Source organism: Streptomyces sp. NPDC044704, assembly GCF_056433525.1.
Genome location: NZ_JBWKGY010000003.1, coordinates 635,339 through 650,954, shown reverse-complemented (window position 1 = coordinate 650,954; position 15,616 = coordinate 635,339). Strand labels below are relative to the sequence as shown.

Annotated in this window: 15 protein-coding genes; 9 read left to right on the top strand and 6 right to left on the bottom strand. The window is 72.4% G+C overall.

Going from position 1 to position 15,616, the window contains the following annotated elements:
- Positions 1 to 118: 118 nt before the first annotated feature.
- On the bottom strand, positions 119 to 976 hold the full coding sequence (locus AC07B0_RS10545; protein WP_478897571.1) for an SDR family oxidoreductase: 858 nt from the start codon (positions 974 to 976) through the stop codon (positions 119 to 121).
- Between the two features lie 98 nt (positions 977 to 1,074).
- On the opposite strand from AC07B0_RS10545, the gene AC07B0_RS10540 reads away from it, so the two are divergent.
- Positions 1,075 to 1,488 (top strand): winged helix-turn-helix transcriptional regulator, encoded by a 414-nt coding sequence (locus AC07B0_RS10540; protein ID WP_469376347.1) that lies wholly within the window; start codon positions 1,075 to 1,077, stop codon positions 1,486 to 1,488.
- Between the two features lie 37 nt (positions 1,489 to 1,525).
- Here the strand turns inward: AC07B0_RS10540 and AC07B0_RS10535 are convergent, their stop codons facing one another.
- From AC07B0_RS10535 to AC07B0_RS10515, 5 genes are all read right to left on the bottom strand, one after another.
- On the bottom strand, positions 1,526 to 2,596 hold the full coding sequence (locus tag AC07B0_RS10535) for a 2-oxoacid:ferredoxin oxidoreductase subunit beta (protein ID WP_467294888.1): 1,071 nt from the start codon (positions 2,594 to 2,596) through the stop codon (positions 1,526 to 1,528).
- Complete coding sequence (locus AC07B0_RS10530; RefSeq protein ID WP_356871100.1) at positions 2,589 to 4,535, bottom strand: 2-oxoacid:acceptor oxidoreductase subunit alpha; 1,947 nt, start codon at positions 4,533 to 4,535, stop codon at positions 2,589 to 2,591. The genes AC07B0_RS10535 and AC07B0_RS10530 overlap by 8 nt, the downstream gene beginning before the upstream one ends.
- Before the next feature lie 270 nt (positions 4,536 to 4,805).
- Entirely contained in the window at positions 4,806 to 5,465 is a 660-nt protein-coding gene (locus tag AC07B0_RS10525; protein WP_281210401.1) for a response regulator transcription factor, read from the bottom strand.
- 312 nt (positions 5,466 to 5,777) lie between these two features.
- On the bottom strand, positions 5,778 to 7,067 hold the full coding sequence (locus tag AC07B0_RS10520) for a sensor histidine kinase (RefSeq protein WP_478897570.1): 1,290 nt from the start codon (positions 7,065 to 7,067) through the stop codon (positions 5,778 to 5,780).
- Positions 7,068 to 7,485: 418 nt separating this feature from the next.
- Positions 7,486 to 8,643 (bottom strand): sensor histidine kinase, encoded by a 1,158-nt coding sequence (locus AC07B0_RS10515; protein WP_478897568.1) that lies wholly within the window; start codon positions 8,641 to 8,643, stop codon positions 7,486 to 7,488.
- A gap of 157 nt (positions 8,644 to 8,800) precedes the next feature.
- On the opposite strand from AC07B0_RS10515, the gene AC07B0_RS10510 reads away from it, so the two are divergent.
- Genes AC07B0_RS10510 through AC07B0_RS10475 form a run of 8 tightly spaced genes read left to right on the top strand, consistent with a single transcriptional unit; the run spans position 8,801 to position 15,591 of the window.
- Complete coding sequence (locus AC07B0_RS10510) at positions 8,801 to 9,208, top strand: NADH-quinone oxidoreductase subunit A (RefSeq protein ID WP_030163040.1); 408 nt, start codon at positions 8,801 to 8,803, stop codon at positions 9,206 to 9,208.
- The gene (locus AC07B0_RS10505; RefSeq protein ID WP_469376352.1) at positions 9,199 to 9,816 is read left to right on the top strand and encodes an NADH-quinone oxidoreductase subunit B; all 618 of its coding nucleotides are present in this window, start codon (positions 9,199 to 9,201) and stop codon (positions 9,814 to 9,816) included. The genes AC07B0_RS10510 and AC07B0_RS10505 overlap by 10 nt, the downstream gene beginning before the upstream one ends.
- Positions 9,813 to 10,988: an NADH-quinone oxidoreductase subunit C gene (locus AC07B0_RS10500; RefSeq protein WP_478897565.1), complete on the top strand. Its 1,176-nt coding sequence runs from the start codon at positions 9,813 to 9,815 to the stop codon at positions 10,986 to 10,988. The genes AC07B0_RS10505 and AC07B0_RS10500 overlap by 4 nt, the downstream gene beginning before the upstream one ends.
- Positions 10,985 to 11,953 (top strand): complex I subunit 1/NuoH family protein, encoded by a 969-nt coding sequence (locus AC07B0_RS10495; protein ID WP_356871090.1) that lies wholly within the window; start codon positions 10,985 to 10,987, stop codon positions 11,951 to 11,953. Before AC07B0_RS10500 ends, AC07B0_RS10495 begins: the two co-directional genes overlap by 4 nt.
- Positions 11,953 to 12,546, top strand: a complete 594-nt coding sequence (locus AC07B0_RS10490; RefSeq protein ID WP_467294878.1) for a NuoI/complex I 23 kDa subunit family protein — start codon at positions 11,953 to 11,955, stop codon at positions 12,544 to 12,546. The genes AC07B0_RS10495 and AC07B0_RS10490 overlap by 1 nt, the downstream gene beginning before the upstream one ends.
- Before the next feature lie 14 nt (positions 12,547 to 12,560).
- Positions 12,561 to 13,187, top strand: coding sequence for an NADH-quinone oxidoreductase subunit J family protein (locus tag AC07B0_RS10485; protein WP_478897607.1), 627 nt, complete (start codon positions 12,561 to 12,563; stop codon positions 13,185 to 13,187).
- A complete protein-coding gene (gene nuoK / locus AC07B0_RS10480) occupies positions 13,187 to 13,546 on the top strand; it encodes an NADH-quinone oxidoreductase subunit NuoK (RefSeq protein WP_356871084.1) in 360 nt (119 codons plus the stop codon). The genes AC07B0_RS10485 and nuoK overlap by 1 nt, the downstream gene beginning before the upstream one ends.
- Positions 13,543 to 15,591, top strand: coding sequence for an NADH-quinone oxidoreductase subunit 5 family protein (locus AC07B0_RS10475; RefSeq protein ID WP_356871082.1), 2,049 nt, complete (start codon positions 13,543 to 13,545; stop codon positions 15,589 to 15,591). The genes nuoK and AC07B0_RS10475 overlap by 4 nt, the downstream gene beginning before the upstream one ends.
- The last annotated feature ends 25 nt before the right edge of the window (positions 15,592 to 15,616 follow it).

The window sequence follows — 15,616 nt, the reverse complement described above, 5'->3', positions numbered from 1 at the left end:
CTTCGACGGTATCGCCGTCCGGGGCGGATGTCATGCCCGTATAAGCGAGATACTCATGACATCCCGCCTGGTGAGACGGCCCCGGCCGCCCGGGCGCCGCGGCGGCCCGGCGGGCCGGTCAGGCCAGGGCCGCGCTGATGGCCTCGGCCACCGGGGTCGTCGGCCGGCCGATCAGCCGCGCCAGGTCCCCGCTGGTGCCGGCCAGCCGGCCGCGCCCGATCGCGGCGTCGACGTCCACGAGGACGGCCGCGAAGCCCTCGGGCACTCCGGCGCCGGTCAGGACCTCCTGGTGGGCGCCGGCGGCCACCGAGGCGTAGGTGACGTCCTTGCCGGACTGCCGCGCCACCTCGGCGGCGTATTCGGCCAGGCTCCAGGCGGTGTCCCCGGACAGCTCGTAGACCTGGTTCAGGTGCCCCTCGCCGGTCAGTACGGCCGCCGCGGCCGCCGCGTAGTCCGCGCGCGCCGCCGAGGCGATGCGGCCCTCGCCCGCGCTGCCGACGACCGCGCCGTGCGCCAGGACGGACGGCAGCTGGGCGGTGTAGTTCTCGTGGTACCAGCCGTTGCGCAGGAAGGTGTACGGCAGTCCGGAGTCGAGGATCGCCTGCTCGGTGGCCTTGTGCTCGGCCGCCAGCTCGAAGTCGGCCTCGGGCCCGCCGAGGATCCCGGTGTACGCCAGCTGGGCGACCCCGGCCGCCTCGGCGGCCTTGACCACGGAGGTGTGCTGCGGGACGCGGCGTCCGACCTCGCTGCCGGAGATCAGCAGGACCCGGTCCCCGGCGCGGAAGGCCCCGGCCAGGCTCGCCGGGTCGTCGTAGTCGGCGATCCGCACCTCCACGCCGAGTGCGGCGAGCCCGGCGGCCTTCTGTCCGTCGCGTACGACGGCGGCCACCCGGCCGGCGGGAACCTCGCGCCGCAGCAGCTCCTCGATGACGAGGCGGCCCAGGGATCCGGTGGCTCCGGTGACGACGATGCTCATGATGCGTTCCTCTTCGGGGTGAATGTTCGGGGTGATGGCACCACCCTAAGGAGAGCGCTAACTGTAGGAAAGTACCCACTTCAAAGTAAGGTACTGGCATGGAAGTAAGTACCGGAGCGGCCGGCGGCAAGACCGCCAGCGTCAAAGCCCCCCTGTGCCCCTCGCGCGGGATCCTGGAACACGTCACCAGCCGCTGGGGCGTGCTGGTCCTCGCCGCCCTCGTCGAACGCTCCTACCGCTTCAGCGAACTGCGCCGCGAGGTCGGCGGCGTCAGCGAGAAGATGCTCGCCCAGACCCTCCAGACCCTGGAGCGCGACGGCTTCGTCCTGCGCCACGCCCGCCCGGTGATCCCGCCGCACGTGGACTACTCGCTGACCGCCCTCGGGCGGGAGGCCGCCGAACAGGTGTGGGCCCTCGCCCGCTGGACGGAACACCGCACGGCCGAGGTCCAGCAGGCCCGCACGGCGTACGACGCGGCGCGCACCGCACACGACGGCGCCCGGACCCCCTGACGGGGTCCGGGCGCCGCGTGCGCGCTCTGGAGCCGGTCTAGCCGACGACGGTCCAGGTGTCGGTGCCGGAGAGGAGCGTGGCCAGGTCGCCCTTGCCGCGCTGGTCGATCGCGGTGTCGAGCTGCTCCGCCATGAGGGTGTCGTAGACGGGGCGCCGGGCGTCGCGGAACACGCCGATCGGGGTGTGGTGCAGGGTGTCCGGGTCGGCGAGGCGCGAGAGGGCGAAGGCGGTGGTCGGTGACGTGGCGCGGGCGTCGTGGACCAGTACCCGGGCTTCGTTCTCCGGGGTGACGGTGATGACGTCGAGGTCGCCGGTGGCCGGGTTGCGGACGACGCCCTTGCCGCCGTCGGCGCCGAAGCGGACGGGCTTGCCGTGCTCCAGCCGGATCAGGGCTTCCTGGGCCTGCTCGTTGTCCTTGAGGGCGTCGAAGGCACCGTCGTTGAAGATGTTGCAGTTCTGGTAGATCTCGACGAGTGCGGTGCCCTGGTGGTCGGCGGCCTGGCGCAGGACCTCGGTGAGGTGCTTGCGGTCGGAGTCGATGGTGCGGGCCACGAAGGTGGCTTCGGCGCCGAGCGCGAGCGAAACGGGGTTGAACGGGGCGTCGAGCGAACCCATCGGAGTGGACTTGGTGATCTTGCCGAGTTCCGAGGTGGGCGAGTACTGGCCCTTGGTGAGGCCGTAGATCCTGTTGTTGAAGAGGAGGATCTTGAGGTTGACGTTGCGGCGGAGCGCGTGAATGAGGTGGTTCCCGCCGATGGAGAGGGCGTCGCCGTCCCCGGTGACCACCCAGACGGACAGGTCGCGGCGGGAGGTGGCGAGCCCGGTGGCGATGGCGGGGGCGCGGCCGTGGATGGAGTGCATCCCGTAGGTGTTCATGTAGTACGGGAAGCGGGAGGAGCAGCCGATGCCGGAGACGAAGACGATGTTCTCCTTGGCGAGGCCGAGCTCGGGCATGAAGCCCTGAACGGCGGCCAGGACCGCGTAGTCACCGCAGCCCGGGCACCAGCGGACCTCCTGGTCCGACTTGAAGTCCTTCATCGACTGCTTGCCCTCGGCCTTGGGGACCAAGGACAGCAGGTGGTGGGGGGCGTCGGTCACCTCAGTCATTGATGGCCTCCTTGAGAACCGTCGCGAGCTGCTCCGCCTTGAAGGGCATTCCGTTCACCTGGTTGTACGACTGGGCGTCGACCAGGTACTTCGCCCGGATCAGGGTGGCCAGCTGTCCGAGGTTCATCTCGGGCACCACTACCTTGTCGTAACGCTTCAGGACCTCCCCGAGATTCCTCGGGAAGGGGTTCAGATGGCGCAGGTGGGCCTGGGCGATGGGGGTGCCGGCGGCGCGCAGGCGCCGGACGGCGGCGGTGATGGGCCCGTAGGTGGAGCCCCAGCCGAGGACGAGGGTGCGGGCGCCGTCCGGGTCGTCGACGTCCAGGTCGGGGACGTCGACACCGTCGATCTTGGCCTGGCGGGTGCGGACCATGAGGTCGTGGTTGGCCGGGTCGTAGCTGATGTTGCCCGTGCCGTCCTGCTTCTCGATCCCGCCGATCCGGTGCTCCAGCCCCGCCGTGCCCGGCACCGCCCACGGCCGGGCGAGGGTCTGCGGGTCCCGCTTGTAGGGCCAGAACACCTCCGTCCCGTCGGCCAGGGTGTGGTTCGGGCCCGTGGCGAACTGGACCTTGAGGTCGGGGAGGTCCGCGACGTCCGGGATCTTCCAGGGTTCGGAGCCGTTGGCGAGGTAGCCGTCGGACAGCAGGAACACCGGGGTCCGGTAGGTCAGGGCGATGCGGGCCGCGTCCAGGGCCGCGTCGAAACAGTCGGCCGGGGTGCGGGGGGCGACGATCGGGACCGGAGCCTCGCCGTTGCGCCCGTACATGGCCTGCAGCAGGTCGGCCTGCTCGGTCTTGGTCGGCAGCCCCGTCGAGGGACCGCCGCGCTGGATGTCGACGATCAGCAGCGGCAGCTCCAGGGAGACCGCCAGCCCGATCGTCTCCGACTTCAGCGCCACCCCGGGACCGGAGGTCGTGGTCACGGCCAGCGCGCCGCCGAAGGCCGCGCCCAGCGCCGCCCCGATCCCCGCGATCTCGTCCTCCGCCTGGAACGTGCGCACGCCGAAGTTCTTGTGCTTGCTCAGCTCGTGCAGGATGTCCGAGGCCGGGGTGATCGGGTACGAGCCCAGGTACAGCGGCAGATCCGCCTGCTGACCTGCGGCGATCAGCCCGTAGGAGAGGGCCAGGTTCCCGGAGATGTTGCGGTAGTGGCCCGGCGGGAACGCGCTGCCGGCCGGGGCGACCTCGTAGGACACCGCGAAGTCCTCGGTGGTCTCACCGAAGTTCCAGCCCGCCCGGAAGGCGACGATGTTCGCCTCCGCGATCTCCGGCTTCTTGGCGAACTTCTGCCGCAGGAAACTCTCCGTGCCCTGCGTCGGCCGGTGGTACATCCACGACAGCAGGCCCAGCGCGAACATGTTCTTGCTGCGCTCGGCCTCCTTCCGCGACAGCCCGAAGTCCTTCAGCGCCTCCACCGTCAGCGTCGTGAGCGGCACCGGGTGCAGGTGGTAGGCGTCCAGCGAGCCGTCCTCCAGCGGGGAGGTCTCGTAGCCGACCTTCGCCATCGGGCGCTTGGTGAACTCGTCCGTGTTGACGATGATGTCCGCGCCCCGGGGCACGTCGGCGATGTTCGCCTTCAGCGCCGCCGGATTCATCGCGACCAGCACGTTCGGCGCGTCGCCGGGCGTGAGGATGTCGTGATCGGCGAAATGCAGCTGGAAGGAGGACACGCCCGGCAGGGTTCCGGCAGGCGCTCTGATCTCGGCCGGGAAGTTCGGCAGGGTCGAAAGGTCGTTGCCGAAGGACGCCGTCTCCGAAGTGAAACGGTCACCCGTCAGCTGCATACCGTCACCCGAGTCACCCGCGAAACGGATGATCACGCGGTCGACACGGCGGATTTCCTTGCCGGATCCATCGGAATGGGGCTCGGTGCGCTGCCCTCCGATGGCCCCTCCGGCCCCGTCGGCCTGCTCGGCCGGGCTACTGACCTGGCTGGTCACTGAACTGGACCTCCTCCGAGGCTGGGCGTTCGTTCCCAAGGCCAACCCTACGTCTGCGGGGATGTCCAACCCTGGGTTTCCCACATCGTGGAACGTCGCGCTGGACTGTGCGTCCAGCGGCCGTCGTGCTCTACACGGATATTCCTGCCCCCCCCGGGGGCGGCGGCGGAGGCCGACCCGTGCGACCCGCCGCCACCGCCCCCGTGCTCCGTCACCACGGCGCTCCGCCCGACGGAACTACGGCGCTCTGCCTGACAGGGTGTCAGTCGATCAAGATTTCAGATAGGTGAGGACCGCCAGAACACGCCGGTGATCCCCGTCACTCGGGGACAGCCCGAGCTTCATGAAGATGTTGCTGACGTGCTTCTCCACCGCTCCGTCGCTGACCACCAGCTGTTTCGCCACGGCGGAATTGGTGCGTCCCTCGGCCATCAGGCCCAGTACCTCGCGCTCGCGCGGGGTCAGCCCGGCCAGTACGTCCTGCTTCCGGCTGCGGCCCAGCAGCTGGGCCACGACCTCGGGATCCAGCGCCGTACCGCCCCGGGCCACCCGCACCACCGCGTCGAGGAACTCCCGCACCTCGGCCACCCGGTCCTTGAGCAGGTAGCCCACACCGGTGGTGGAACCGGCGAGCAGTTCGGTGGCGTACTGCTCCTCCACGTACTGCGACAGCACCAGCACGCCTATCCCCGGGTACTCGCGGCGCAGCCGCACGGCCGCCCGCACCCCCTCGTCGGTGTGCGTCGGCGGCATCCGCACGTCGGCCACCACCACGTCCGGCAGCGCGTCCTCCGCCGCCAGCTCCGCCACCGTCTTGATCAGGGCTTCCGCGTCCCCGACGCCGGCCACGACGTCATGCCCCCGGTCGGTCAGCAGCCGGGTCAGGCCCTCACGGAGCAGCACTGAATCCTCGGCGATGACCACCCGCACCCTGTCGTCCACGTTTCAGCAGCTCCCGCATCACTCGTCATCCGCGACCCGCGCCCGTCACCGGGAGGTCCCTGGCATGCCCAAGCATCCCAGCCCGGCGGCCCGGCCACGGCCGGACCGCGTCAACAGGTGCGCGTACGGAGGGAGTTTCCGGGAACGGCACGGGCCCCGGCGGCGCGGCGCGCCGGGGCCGTGGTGCGGTGTCCATCTGAGCGGGGGTGCATCTGAGCGGGTGTCCGTCGGTGCGGGGTCCGTCGGCGCGGGCTCTGGACCGCCGGGGCGCGTGGGGCGGCGCCGCGCGCCGGGCGGGGCTCAGGACCGCCAGGGCAGCTCGGCGGTCACCGTCGTCCCGTGCCCGGCGGCCGAATCCACGACCAGCACCCCGTCCACGGCGTCCAGCCGCTCCGTCAGGCCCGCGAGCCCGCCCCCGGCGGTCACGCCCGCCCCGCCGCGCCCGTCGTCCGCGACCTGGATCAGCAGGCGCTCCCCGGACTTCCACACGTCGACGCCGGCCGAACGGGCCCGCGCGTGCTTGCCGACGTTCTGCAGCAGCTCGCAGACGGTGAAGTACGCGATCCCCTCGATCGCGGCGGCCGGCCGGGCCGGCAGGTCCACCGCCACCTTCACCGGTACCGCGCACCGCGAGGCCACCGACGACAGCGCCGCGTCCAGCCCCCGGTCGGTGAGGACCGCCGGGTGGATGCCGCGGGCCAGGTCGCGCAGCTCCTGGAGGGCGACCTTCACCTCGCCGTGCGCCTCGTCGACCATCCGCGCGGCGGCCTCCGGGTCCGCGGCCAGCTTCTCCTTCGCCAGCCCCAGGTCCATGGCCAGAGCCACCAGCCGGGCCTGCGCCCCGTCGTGCAGATCGCGTTCGATGCGGCGCAGGTCGGCGGCGGCGGTGTCCACGACCACCCCGCGGTCGGACTCCAGCTCGCTGACGCGGCTGTCCAGGCGCGAGGGACCCAGCAGCCCGGCGACGAGGACCCGGTCGACGGTGGTCAGCGCCCGGATGACCCACGGCGTGGCGAGGGTGAGGAGGAGACCGGTCAGGCAGACGACGGCGACGGCGAGCGGCGAGTCCAGGTAGAAGGCGTACTCGTCGTTCTGGAACAGCTGGAGGCCCGGCTGGTCGGTGAAGACGGGGAACACCCAGAACCACAGCGGGTACAGCAGGTAGCCCCACCCGGCCGCCCACAGCGTCAGCGCCAGGCAGAACGCGAACACCGCCCACGGGAAGTGGATCACCGAGTACAGCAGGTGCCGCCAGGCGCTGCCGCTCTTCAGCAGGGCCCCCATGGCCGCCAGCGGCCCGGCCTTCGCCGCCCGGACGGGCGCCGGATCGCCGAGCGGCACCCCCAGCAGACCCCGTACCCGCGCCCGCTCCACCTGACCGAACCCCCGGCACATCGCGAGCACCCCCGCCAGCACCGGAACGCCGATGAACGTCACCAGCAGCCCGGCGCCCAGGCTCACGCCGGTGACGGCCAGCGAGAAGTACAAGACGCTCAGCGGCAGGCCGAGGAGCAGGTACCCGAACTCCCGCCAGGTCCGCGCCGCCACGGGCGCCCGCAGCACCGCTACGGCCCCCCGGCTGCTGTCCATGCCGTTGCCCATGATCCGTCCCGCCCTTCACGTCATCCCGATACCCCTCCACCCTGCCGCCGCCCCCACCCCGCCAACCATGCGGCGGGTCGGCCTCTCCGCAGGGGGGTTATCCCCACCCCGGCCTCGGGGGCGGTTGCCCGCGAGCCGGCCTTGGGGTCGGTTGCCCCCGCGCCGGGATCCGTGGCGGTCGCCCTCGCGCCTCAGCGGCGGTCGCCTCAGCGCCACACCAGCGCGGCGGTCGCCTCCGCCCCGGGCAACGCGAAGGGCCCGGGACGCGCCGGGACCCCGCCCGGCCGGGACGGGGTCACGTGCAGCGCCCGGCAGCGCACGGCAGGGCCCGGGCAGGCAGGACGGCCCGGGACGCGCCGGGACCCCGCCCGGCCCGGACGGGGTCCCGTTCAGCGCCCGGCAAGGGCTACCCGCGGTCGCGCCACGGCAGTTCCGCCGTCACCACCGTGCCCGCGCCCTCGGGGGAGTCCACGACGAAGACCCCGTCCACCGCCCCCAGCCGCTCCGCCAGGCCCGCCATCCCGGTGCCCCCGGACAGCCGCGCCCCGCCCCGCCCGTCGTCCGAGACACGGATCAGCAGCCGCTTCCCCGCCCGCCACACCTCGACGCTCGCACCCCGCGCCCCCGCGTGCTTGCTCACGTTCTGGAGCAGCTCCGACACCACGAAGTACGCGATCCCCTCGATCGCCTCCGCCGGCCGCCCCGGCAGGTCCACCGCCACCTTCACCGGCACCACGCACCGCGAAGCCACCGACGACAGCGCCGCGTCCAGCCCCCGGTCCGTCAGCACCGCCGGGTGGATGCCCCGCGCCAGGTCCCGCAGCTCCTGGAGGGCCAGCTTCACCTCGCCGTGCGCCTCGTCGACCATCGCCGCCGCCCCCTCCGGGTCCTCCAGCAGCTTCTCCTTCGCCAGACCCAGCCCCATCGCCAGCGCCACCAGCCGCGCCTGCGCCCCGTCGTGCAGGTCCCGTTCGATGCGCCGCAGGTCCGCCGCCGCCGTGTCCACGACCACCCCGCGCCCCGACTCCAGCGCCGCGATGCGCCGTTCCAGCTCGTCGGAGGGCGACAGCAGGCCCCGTACCATCGCCCGGTCCACGTTCGACAGCGCCCGGGTCACCCACGGAAGCACCGGCCACAGCACGAACAGCCCCGTCAGCGCGACGGTAAACGTCAGCACCCCCCACGGCAGCCTGACCAGCTCGTACAGCACCGTCCGCCAGGCCACCGGGTCCTTCAGGCCGGCCCACAGCCAGGAGAAGAACCCGCCCGACCGCTTCGGACCGGGCAGCGGAGTCGGCTCGTCCACCCGTACGCCCAGCAGGCTCCGCGCCCGCGCACGATCGATCTTCCCGAGCTGCCGTGACCCGTAGAGCACGCATGCGAGCAACGGCAGACCGATCGCGGTCACCGACAGACCACCCGCCAGCGAAATCATGACAACCGTGTAAACGAAACCGATCAGCGCCGCCGGGAAGTTGCTCAGCAGGTACGCGATCTCCTTCCACGTCACCGCGTCGAAGGCGGGGCGCACCGGAGGAAGCGAGGCTTGATCGTTCACTGTCATGCGCCCCAGCCTGCCAATTGCGCGGCCCCGATGCCATGGGGTGACCAGGCGCCAGTGAACGGGGGATAACCCCACCCCGCCGGGCCCAGGCCCTAGACTCCCGTCCGTACCAGATCATCCACACCGTCGACAGTGGCCGAGAAGCGAGGAAACGGACGTGCCCGACCCAACGGTATCGACCGTGACCGTGCTCGCGGCGGACTACTTCCGGAGCTATTCGGTCGTCGGGCTCCTCGCCGTCCTCGGCGTGCTCTTCGTCGCCGTCGCCTTCGGCGCCGGCCGCCTGCTGCGGCCCGTCGTCCCGACCCCCGAGAAGCTGCTGACCTACGAGTGCGGCGTGGACCCCGTGGGCGAGGGCTGGGCCCACACCCAGGTCCGCTACTACGTCTACGCGTTCCTCTACGTCATCTTCGCCGTCGACTCGATCTTCCTGTTCCCCTGGGCGACCGTGTTCGCCGCCGCCGGCTACGGCGCCACGACCCTCGTTGAGATGTTCATCTTCCTCGGGTTCCTGGCCGTCGGCCTGCTCTACGCGTACAAGAAGGGCGTCCTCGAATGGACGTGACACCGGCCGAGAGCCCCGCCGAGAACCCCGCCGAGGGCCGGCTGCTCCCGGAACCCAAGCGCCTGGGAGTCCTCTCCCGCCTCGCCCCGGAACCGATGAAGGTGGTCCTCAACTGGGGGCGCCGCTACAGCCTGTGGGTCTTCAACTTCGGCCTCGCCTGCTGCGCGATCGAGTTCATCGCCGCGTCGATGGCCCGCCACGACTTCATCCGTCTCGGTGTGATCCCCTTCGCGCCCGGCCCCCGCCAGGCCGACCTGATGATCGTCTCGGGCACCGTCACGGACAAGATGGCCCCGGCCGTCAAGCGGCTCTACGAGCAGATGCCGGAACCGAAGTACGTCATCTCCTTCGGCGCCTGCTCCAACTGCGGCGGCCCGTACTGGGACTCGTACTCGGTGACCAAGGGCGTCGACCAGATCATCCCGGTCGACGTGTACGTGCCCGGCTGCCCGCCGCGCCCCGAGGCCCTCCTCCAGGGCATCCTCAAGCTCCAGGAGAAGATCGCCAGGGAGTCCCTCGCGGAACGCTATGCCGCGTCCCCCTCCGTCACCCAGCTCACCAGCGGCCTGGTCACACCCCCGCCCGCCACCCCGGGAGCCGGCGCGTGAACCTCTACGACTCCCTCCCCGACGCCGCCCCGACGATCTTCGGAGCCGAGGCCGTCGCCTCGTTCGCGTACGAGGTCCTCACCGTCGACGTCCCCGTCGGCTCCTGGATCCCCTCGCTCGAAATCGCCCGCGACAAGCTGGGCTGCACCTACTTCGACTGGCTGAGCGCGGTCGACGAGCCGGGCACCGGCTTCCGCATCTGCGCACACGTCGTCTCCCTGGAGAACCACCGCGTACGCCGCCTGCTGCTACGCACGACCGTCCCGCACGCCGCCCCCTCCCTGCCCTCCGCCGTCGCCGTCTACGCCGGCGCGCAATGGCACGAGCGGGAAACCTTCGAGATGTTCGGGGTCACCTTCACCGACCACCCGAACCTCGTGCCGCTCCTCCTCCCGGAGAACTTCGAGGGACACCCGCTGCGCAAGGACTTCGTCCTCGCCGCACGCGTCGCCAAGGCCTGGCCCGGCGCCAAGGAGCCGGGCGAGGCCCACGACCCCGACGCCCCGAAGCGCCGCCAGATGCTTCCGCCCGGCGTACCCGACCCGAACGACTGGGGCCCCTTGAAGGGCCAGCTCCCGCCGGCCCCGGCCCGCCCCGCCCGCACCCCGCGCGCCGCAGGCGCCGCCCCCGCCCGCACCCCGCGCGAGGGCGCCCCCGTGCGCCGGACCCGCTCGGTGGCGGAGGGCTCCGCCACCCAGCCCGAATCCCCGCCGACCCCGACCGCCGAAACCCCGCCCCGCCCGCCCCGCCGAACCCGCTCGGTCTCGGAAGGCTCCGCGAGCCAGGCGACCCCGGCGGCCCCGCCCGTGCCTGCGTCGGACGCTCCTGCGTCGGACGCGCCGACCCCGGCCGCCCCGGCTTCGGACGCCCCGGCTCCCGCCCGGCCGCCCCGGCGTACCCGCTCGGCCTCGGACGGTTCCGCCACCCAGGCCCCCGCGCCGGGGCCGGAGGCCGGGCCGCGCCGACGCCCCGCCCCGCGCAGCGCGGACGCGCCCTGGCACGACCCGAAGCCCGCCTTCGAGGAGCCACCGGGACCCCGGGGCGCCCCGCCCGCCCCCGAGCCCGAGCTCAAGTCCGAGCCCAAGGCAGCGCCCGAGCCCAAGTCCGAGCCCAAGGCAGGGCCCGAGACCGACCCGGATCCAGATCCCGACACCACCGGAGGAGACGCGTGAACGACGTCCTCGACGTCGCCCTGCGACTGATCGTCGTCTTCGCCGTCTTCCTCGTGCTCCCGCTCGTCGTCGGACAGGCCGAGCACAAGGTGATGGCCCACATGCAGGGCCGCCTCGGCCCCATGTACGCCGGCGGCTTCCACGGCTGGGCCCAGCTCGTCGCCGACGGCGTGAAGTTCGCGCAGAAGGAGGACATCGTCCCGGCCAACGCCGACCGGCGGATCTTCCAGCTCGCCCCCGCCGTCGCGCTGCTGCCCTACCTCCTCGTCCTCCTCGCCATCCCCGTAGGACCCGGCGAGGGCGCGGTCGGCCAGGTCATCGACGCGGGACTCTTCTTCGCGCTCGCCGTCATGGGCGTCGGAGTCCTCGGCTCCCTCATGGCCGGCTGGGCCTCCGCCAACAAGTTCTCCCTCCTCGGAGGCCTCCGCACCGCCGCCCAGCTCCTCGCGTACGAGCTGCCCATGCTGCTCGCCGCCGCCTCCGTCGCGATGGCCGCCGGGACCGTGTCCCTGCCCGGCATCGTCGACGCCTTCGCATGGTGGTGGCTGCCCTGGCAGATCACCGGCGCGCTCGTCTTCTTCGTCGCCGGCCTCGCCGAACTCCAGCGGCCCCCCTTCGACATGCCCGTCGCCGACTCCGAGATCATCTTCGGCGCGTACACCGAGTACACCGGCCTGCGCTTCGCGCTGTTCCTGCTCGCCGAGTACGCCGGCATCGTCGTCCTCTGCGCCCTCACCACCGTCCTCTTCCTCGGCGGCTGGCACGGCCCCTTCGGCGGTGACGACCTCGGCTGGGTCTGGACCCTCCTCAAGGTCGCCGTCCTCGCCTTCGTCGTGATCTGGCTCCGCGTGAGCTACCCGCGACTGCGCGAGGACCAGCTCCAGAAGCTCGCCTGGACCGTGCTCATCCCCCTCGCGCTCGCCCAGATCGCGCTCACCGGCATCGTGAAGGTGGCGATCCAGTAATGTCCCCGGTTCCCGGATCCGGCCTCGCCAAGGGCCTGGCCGTCACCCTGCGCACGATGACCAAGCGCGCGCACACCGCCCAGTACCCCGAGGTACAGCCCGAGCTCCCGCCCCGCAGCCGCGGGGTCATCGGCCTGTTCGAGGAGAACTGCACGGTCTGCATGCTGTGCGCCCGCGAGTGCCCCGACTGGTGCATCTACATCGACTCCCACAAGGAGACGGTCCCCGCCGCCGCCCCCGGCGGCCGCGAGCGCAGCCGCAACGTCCTCGACCGCTTCGCCATCGACTTCTCGCTCTGCATGTACTGCGGCATCTGCATCGAGGTGTGCCCCTTCGACGCCCTCTTCTGGTCGCCGGAGTTCGAGTACGCGGAGACCGACATCCAGGACCTCGTCCACGAGCGCGACAAGCTCCGCGAGTGGATGTGGACGGTGCCCGCGCCGCCCGCCCTGGACCCGGCCGCCGAAGAGCCCAAGGAGATCGCCGCCGCCCGTAAGGCCGTGGAGAAGGCCGAAGCGGCGGCCGCCGCCGCGGCCGCGGCAGAGGCGGCCGCCGGCGACGAACCCACGACCACCCCGGAGGGAGACGCGTGAGCCCCGCCGCCACCCTGGCCGCAGCCGCCACCGCCGGCCCCGGCTTCCTCTCGCCGACCGGCGTCGAGATCGCCTTCCTCCTCGTCGGCCTCGCCACCCTCGGCGCGGCCGTCATCACCGTCACCACCAAGCAGCTCGTGCACGCCGCCCTGTGGCTGGTCGTCGCGCTCGGCGGCATCGCCGTCGAGTACCTGCTGCTGACCGCCGAGTTCATCGCCTGGGTCCAGGTGCTGATCTACCTCGGCTCCGTGGTCGTCCTCCTCCTCTTCGGGCTGATGCTCACCAAGGCCCCCATCGGCCGCTCCCCGGACGCCGACTCCAACAACCGGTGGGTCGCCCTCGGCGTCGCCGCCACCGCGGGCGCCGCACTCGTCTGGGTGGTCGTCGACGCCTTCCGCACCACCTGGATCGACCTCGACGGCCCCGCCCAGGGCTCCACCAAGGTGTCCGGCGAGATCCTCTTCCAGCACTGGGTGCTGCCCTTCGAGGCGCTCTCCGTCCTCCTCCTCGCCGCCCTGATCGGCGCCATCGTGCTTTCCCGCAGGAACACCCCCGCCGAGGACGCGGCGGCCGCCGCGACCCAGGACACCGCCGACACCGCCGACCCCGCCGACTCCGGCGACCGGAAGGGGAAGCGCTGATGCACCTCGCCTACCCCGCCGTACTGGCGGCCCTCCTCTTCGCCACCGGCCTCTACGGAGTGCTCGCCCGCCGCAACGCCATCCTGGTCCTGATGTCCGTCGAGCTCATGCTCAACGCCGTCAACCTCAACTTGGTGGCCTTCGACGTCTGGCTGCGCGACGCCCTCCACGCCGGCCAGGCCCTCACCCTCTTCACGATCGCCATCGCCGCCGCCGAGATCGGCATCGGCCTGGCGATCGTGCTCATGGTGTACCGCAACCGCGGCACCTCGGACGTCGACAAGCTCCGTGACACCGCCGAGGGTCACGAACCGGGCCGCACCGACGACACCACCGCCCGGCCGGAGGTCGCCGCGTGAGCACCACGACCCTCGCGGTCCTCGTCCCGCTCCTCCCGTTCCTGGGCGCGGTCGCCGGCCTGCTCCTCGGCCGCACCGCCCCCGGCTTCGTCCGGCCGCTCGCACTGCTGCCGACCCTGGGCGCCGCCGTACTGGCCGTGCTCGTCGCCGTCCGCCAGGGCGGCGGCAAGACCATCAACACCGCCACCGAGCTCACCCCGACCGGCTCCGTGCCGATCGAGCTCTCCCTGAACATCGACGGCTTCGCCGCACTCGTCGCCGTCCTCGTCGGCGTCGTCGCCACCTGCGTCCAGCTCTACTCGACGGCGTACCTCCGCGACGACCCGCGCTACCCCTCGTACGCGGCGCTCGTCTCCCTGTTCACCTCCGCGATGCTGCTCGTCGTCTACTCCGGCGACCTGATGGTGCTGCTGGTCGGCTGGGAGGTCATGGGCATCTGCTCCTACTTCCTCGTCGGCCACTACTGGGAGACCGAGGCGGCCCGCTCCGCCTCCCTGAAGGCGTTCCTCGTCACCAAGCTCGGCGACGTCCCCTTCCTGATCGGCCTGTTCGCGCTCGCCACGGACGCCGGGTCCTTCCAGATCACCAAGATCCTCGACACCGTCGCCGCGGGCGGACTCGACCACCCGACGCTGATCGCCCTGCTCCTCCTCGCCGGAGTCGCCGGCAAGTCCGCGCAGTTCCCGCTGCACACCTGGCTGCCCGACGCCATGGCCGGCCCCACCCCGGTCTCGGCGCTGATCCACGCGGCGACGATGGTCGCCGCCGGCGTCTACTTCATCGCCCGCCTCCTGCCCGTCTTCGCGGCGTCCCGCGCCGCACTGGTGGTCATGGCCGTCATGGCGGCCGTCACCATGATCGGCTCGGCCCTCGCCGCCCTCGCCCAGGACGACATCAAGCGGGTCCTCGCCTACTCCACCGTCGGCCAGCTCGGCTACATGACCGGAGCCCTCGCCGTCGGCGACCGCGACGCCGCCGTCTTCCACCTCCTGTCCCACGGCGCCTTCAAGGCACTCCTCTTCCTCGGCGCCGGCGTGATCATCCACGCGGCGGGCACCAACTCCCTCGCCGCCATGTCCCGCATGGACGGCCTGCCCAAGCGCATCCCCGACGCCTTCTGGACGATGACGCTCGCCCTGCTCGCCCTCGCCGCGATCCCGCCCTTCTCCGGCTTCTTCTCCAAGGAAGCCGTCCTCGTCGCCGCCGAGCAGACCGCCACCGGACACTCCGACCTCGCGCCCACCGCGGCCGGCTGGCTCGTGCTGGTCGCCGGCGTGCTGACCGCCCTGCTCACGGCCGCCTACGCCACCCGGCTGTGGCTGATGGCCTTCCGCGGCCGGGGCGCCGCCGCCCCCGACCACGGCAGGGAACCCGTCGCCATGACCGGCGTGCTGTGGGTACTGGCCGTCCCCACGGTCGGCTTCGGCCTCGCCGCCGGCCCCCTCGGCGACTGGTTCGACGGCAGGCAGCTCACCCCGACGCTGACCACCTCGCTCCTCGGCACGGGCGCCGCCCTCATCGGCGTACTGCTCACCTACGGCCTCTGGCAGCGCGCCACGGCCCGGCTCGCGACCGCCCCCGCAGCCGTCGGCCCCGCCGCCGCCGCGGCCGGAGCGGAGAACGCCGCCGTCACCGCGACCGTGTCCGCCGCGACCGCCGCCGCCGAGTCCGCCGCCGAGACCCCCGAGGTCGCGGAGGTCGCCCACGAGCACCCCGCCGTCCCGGCGGGCCCCGCCCCCGACCCCGGGCGCGCCCTCCTCGGCCCCCTGCACCGCCACGCCGCCGACGGCTTCCACCTCGACGCCGTCTACGACCGCCTCTTCGTCCGCCCCGTCCGCGGAGCCGCGAGCCTGGTCCGCTTCCTCGACCGCGAGGTCGTGGACACGTACGTCAACGGCGCGGGCGCCGCCCCCCGGCTGCTCGGCAGCCTCGTACGCCGCGCCCAGACCGGCAACGTGCAGAGCTACCTGAGCGCCCTGCTCGCCGGCGCCGTGGTCCTGGCGATCGCCACCGCCGTCCTCGCCAACGTCAACGCCGGATCGTGAGCCGTGAGTCAGCCGTGATTGATAT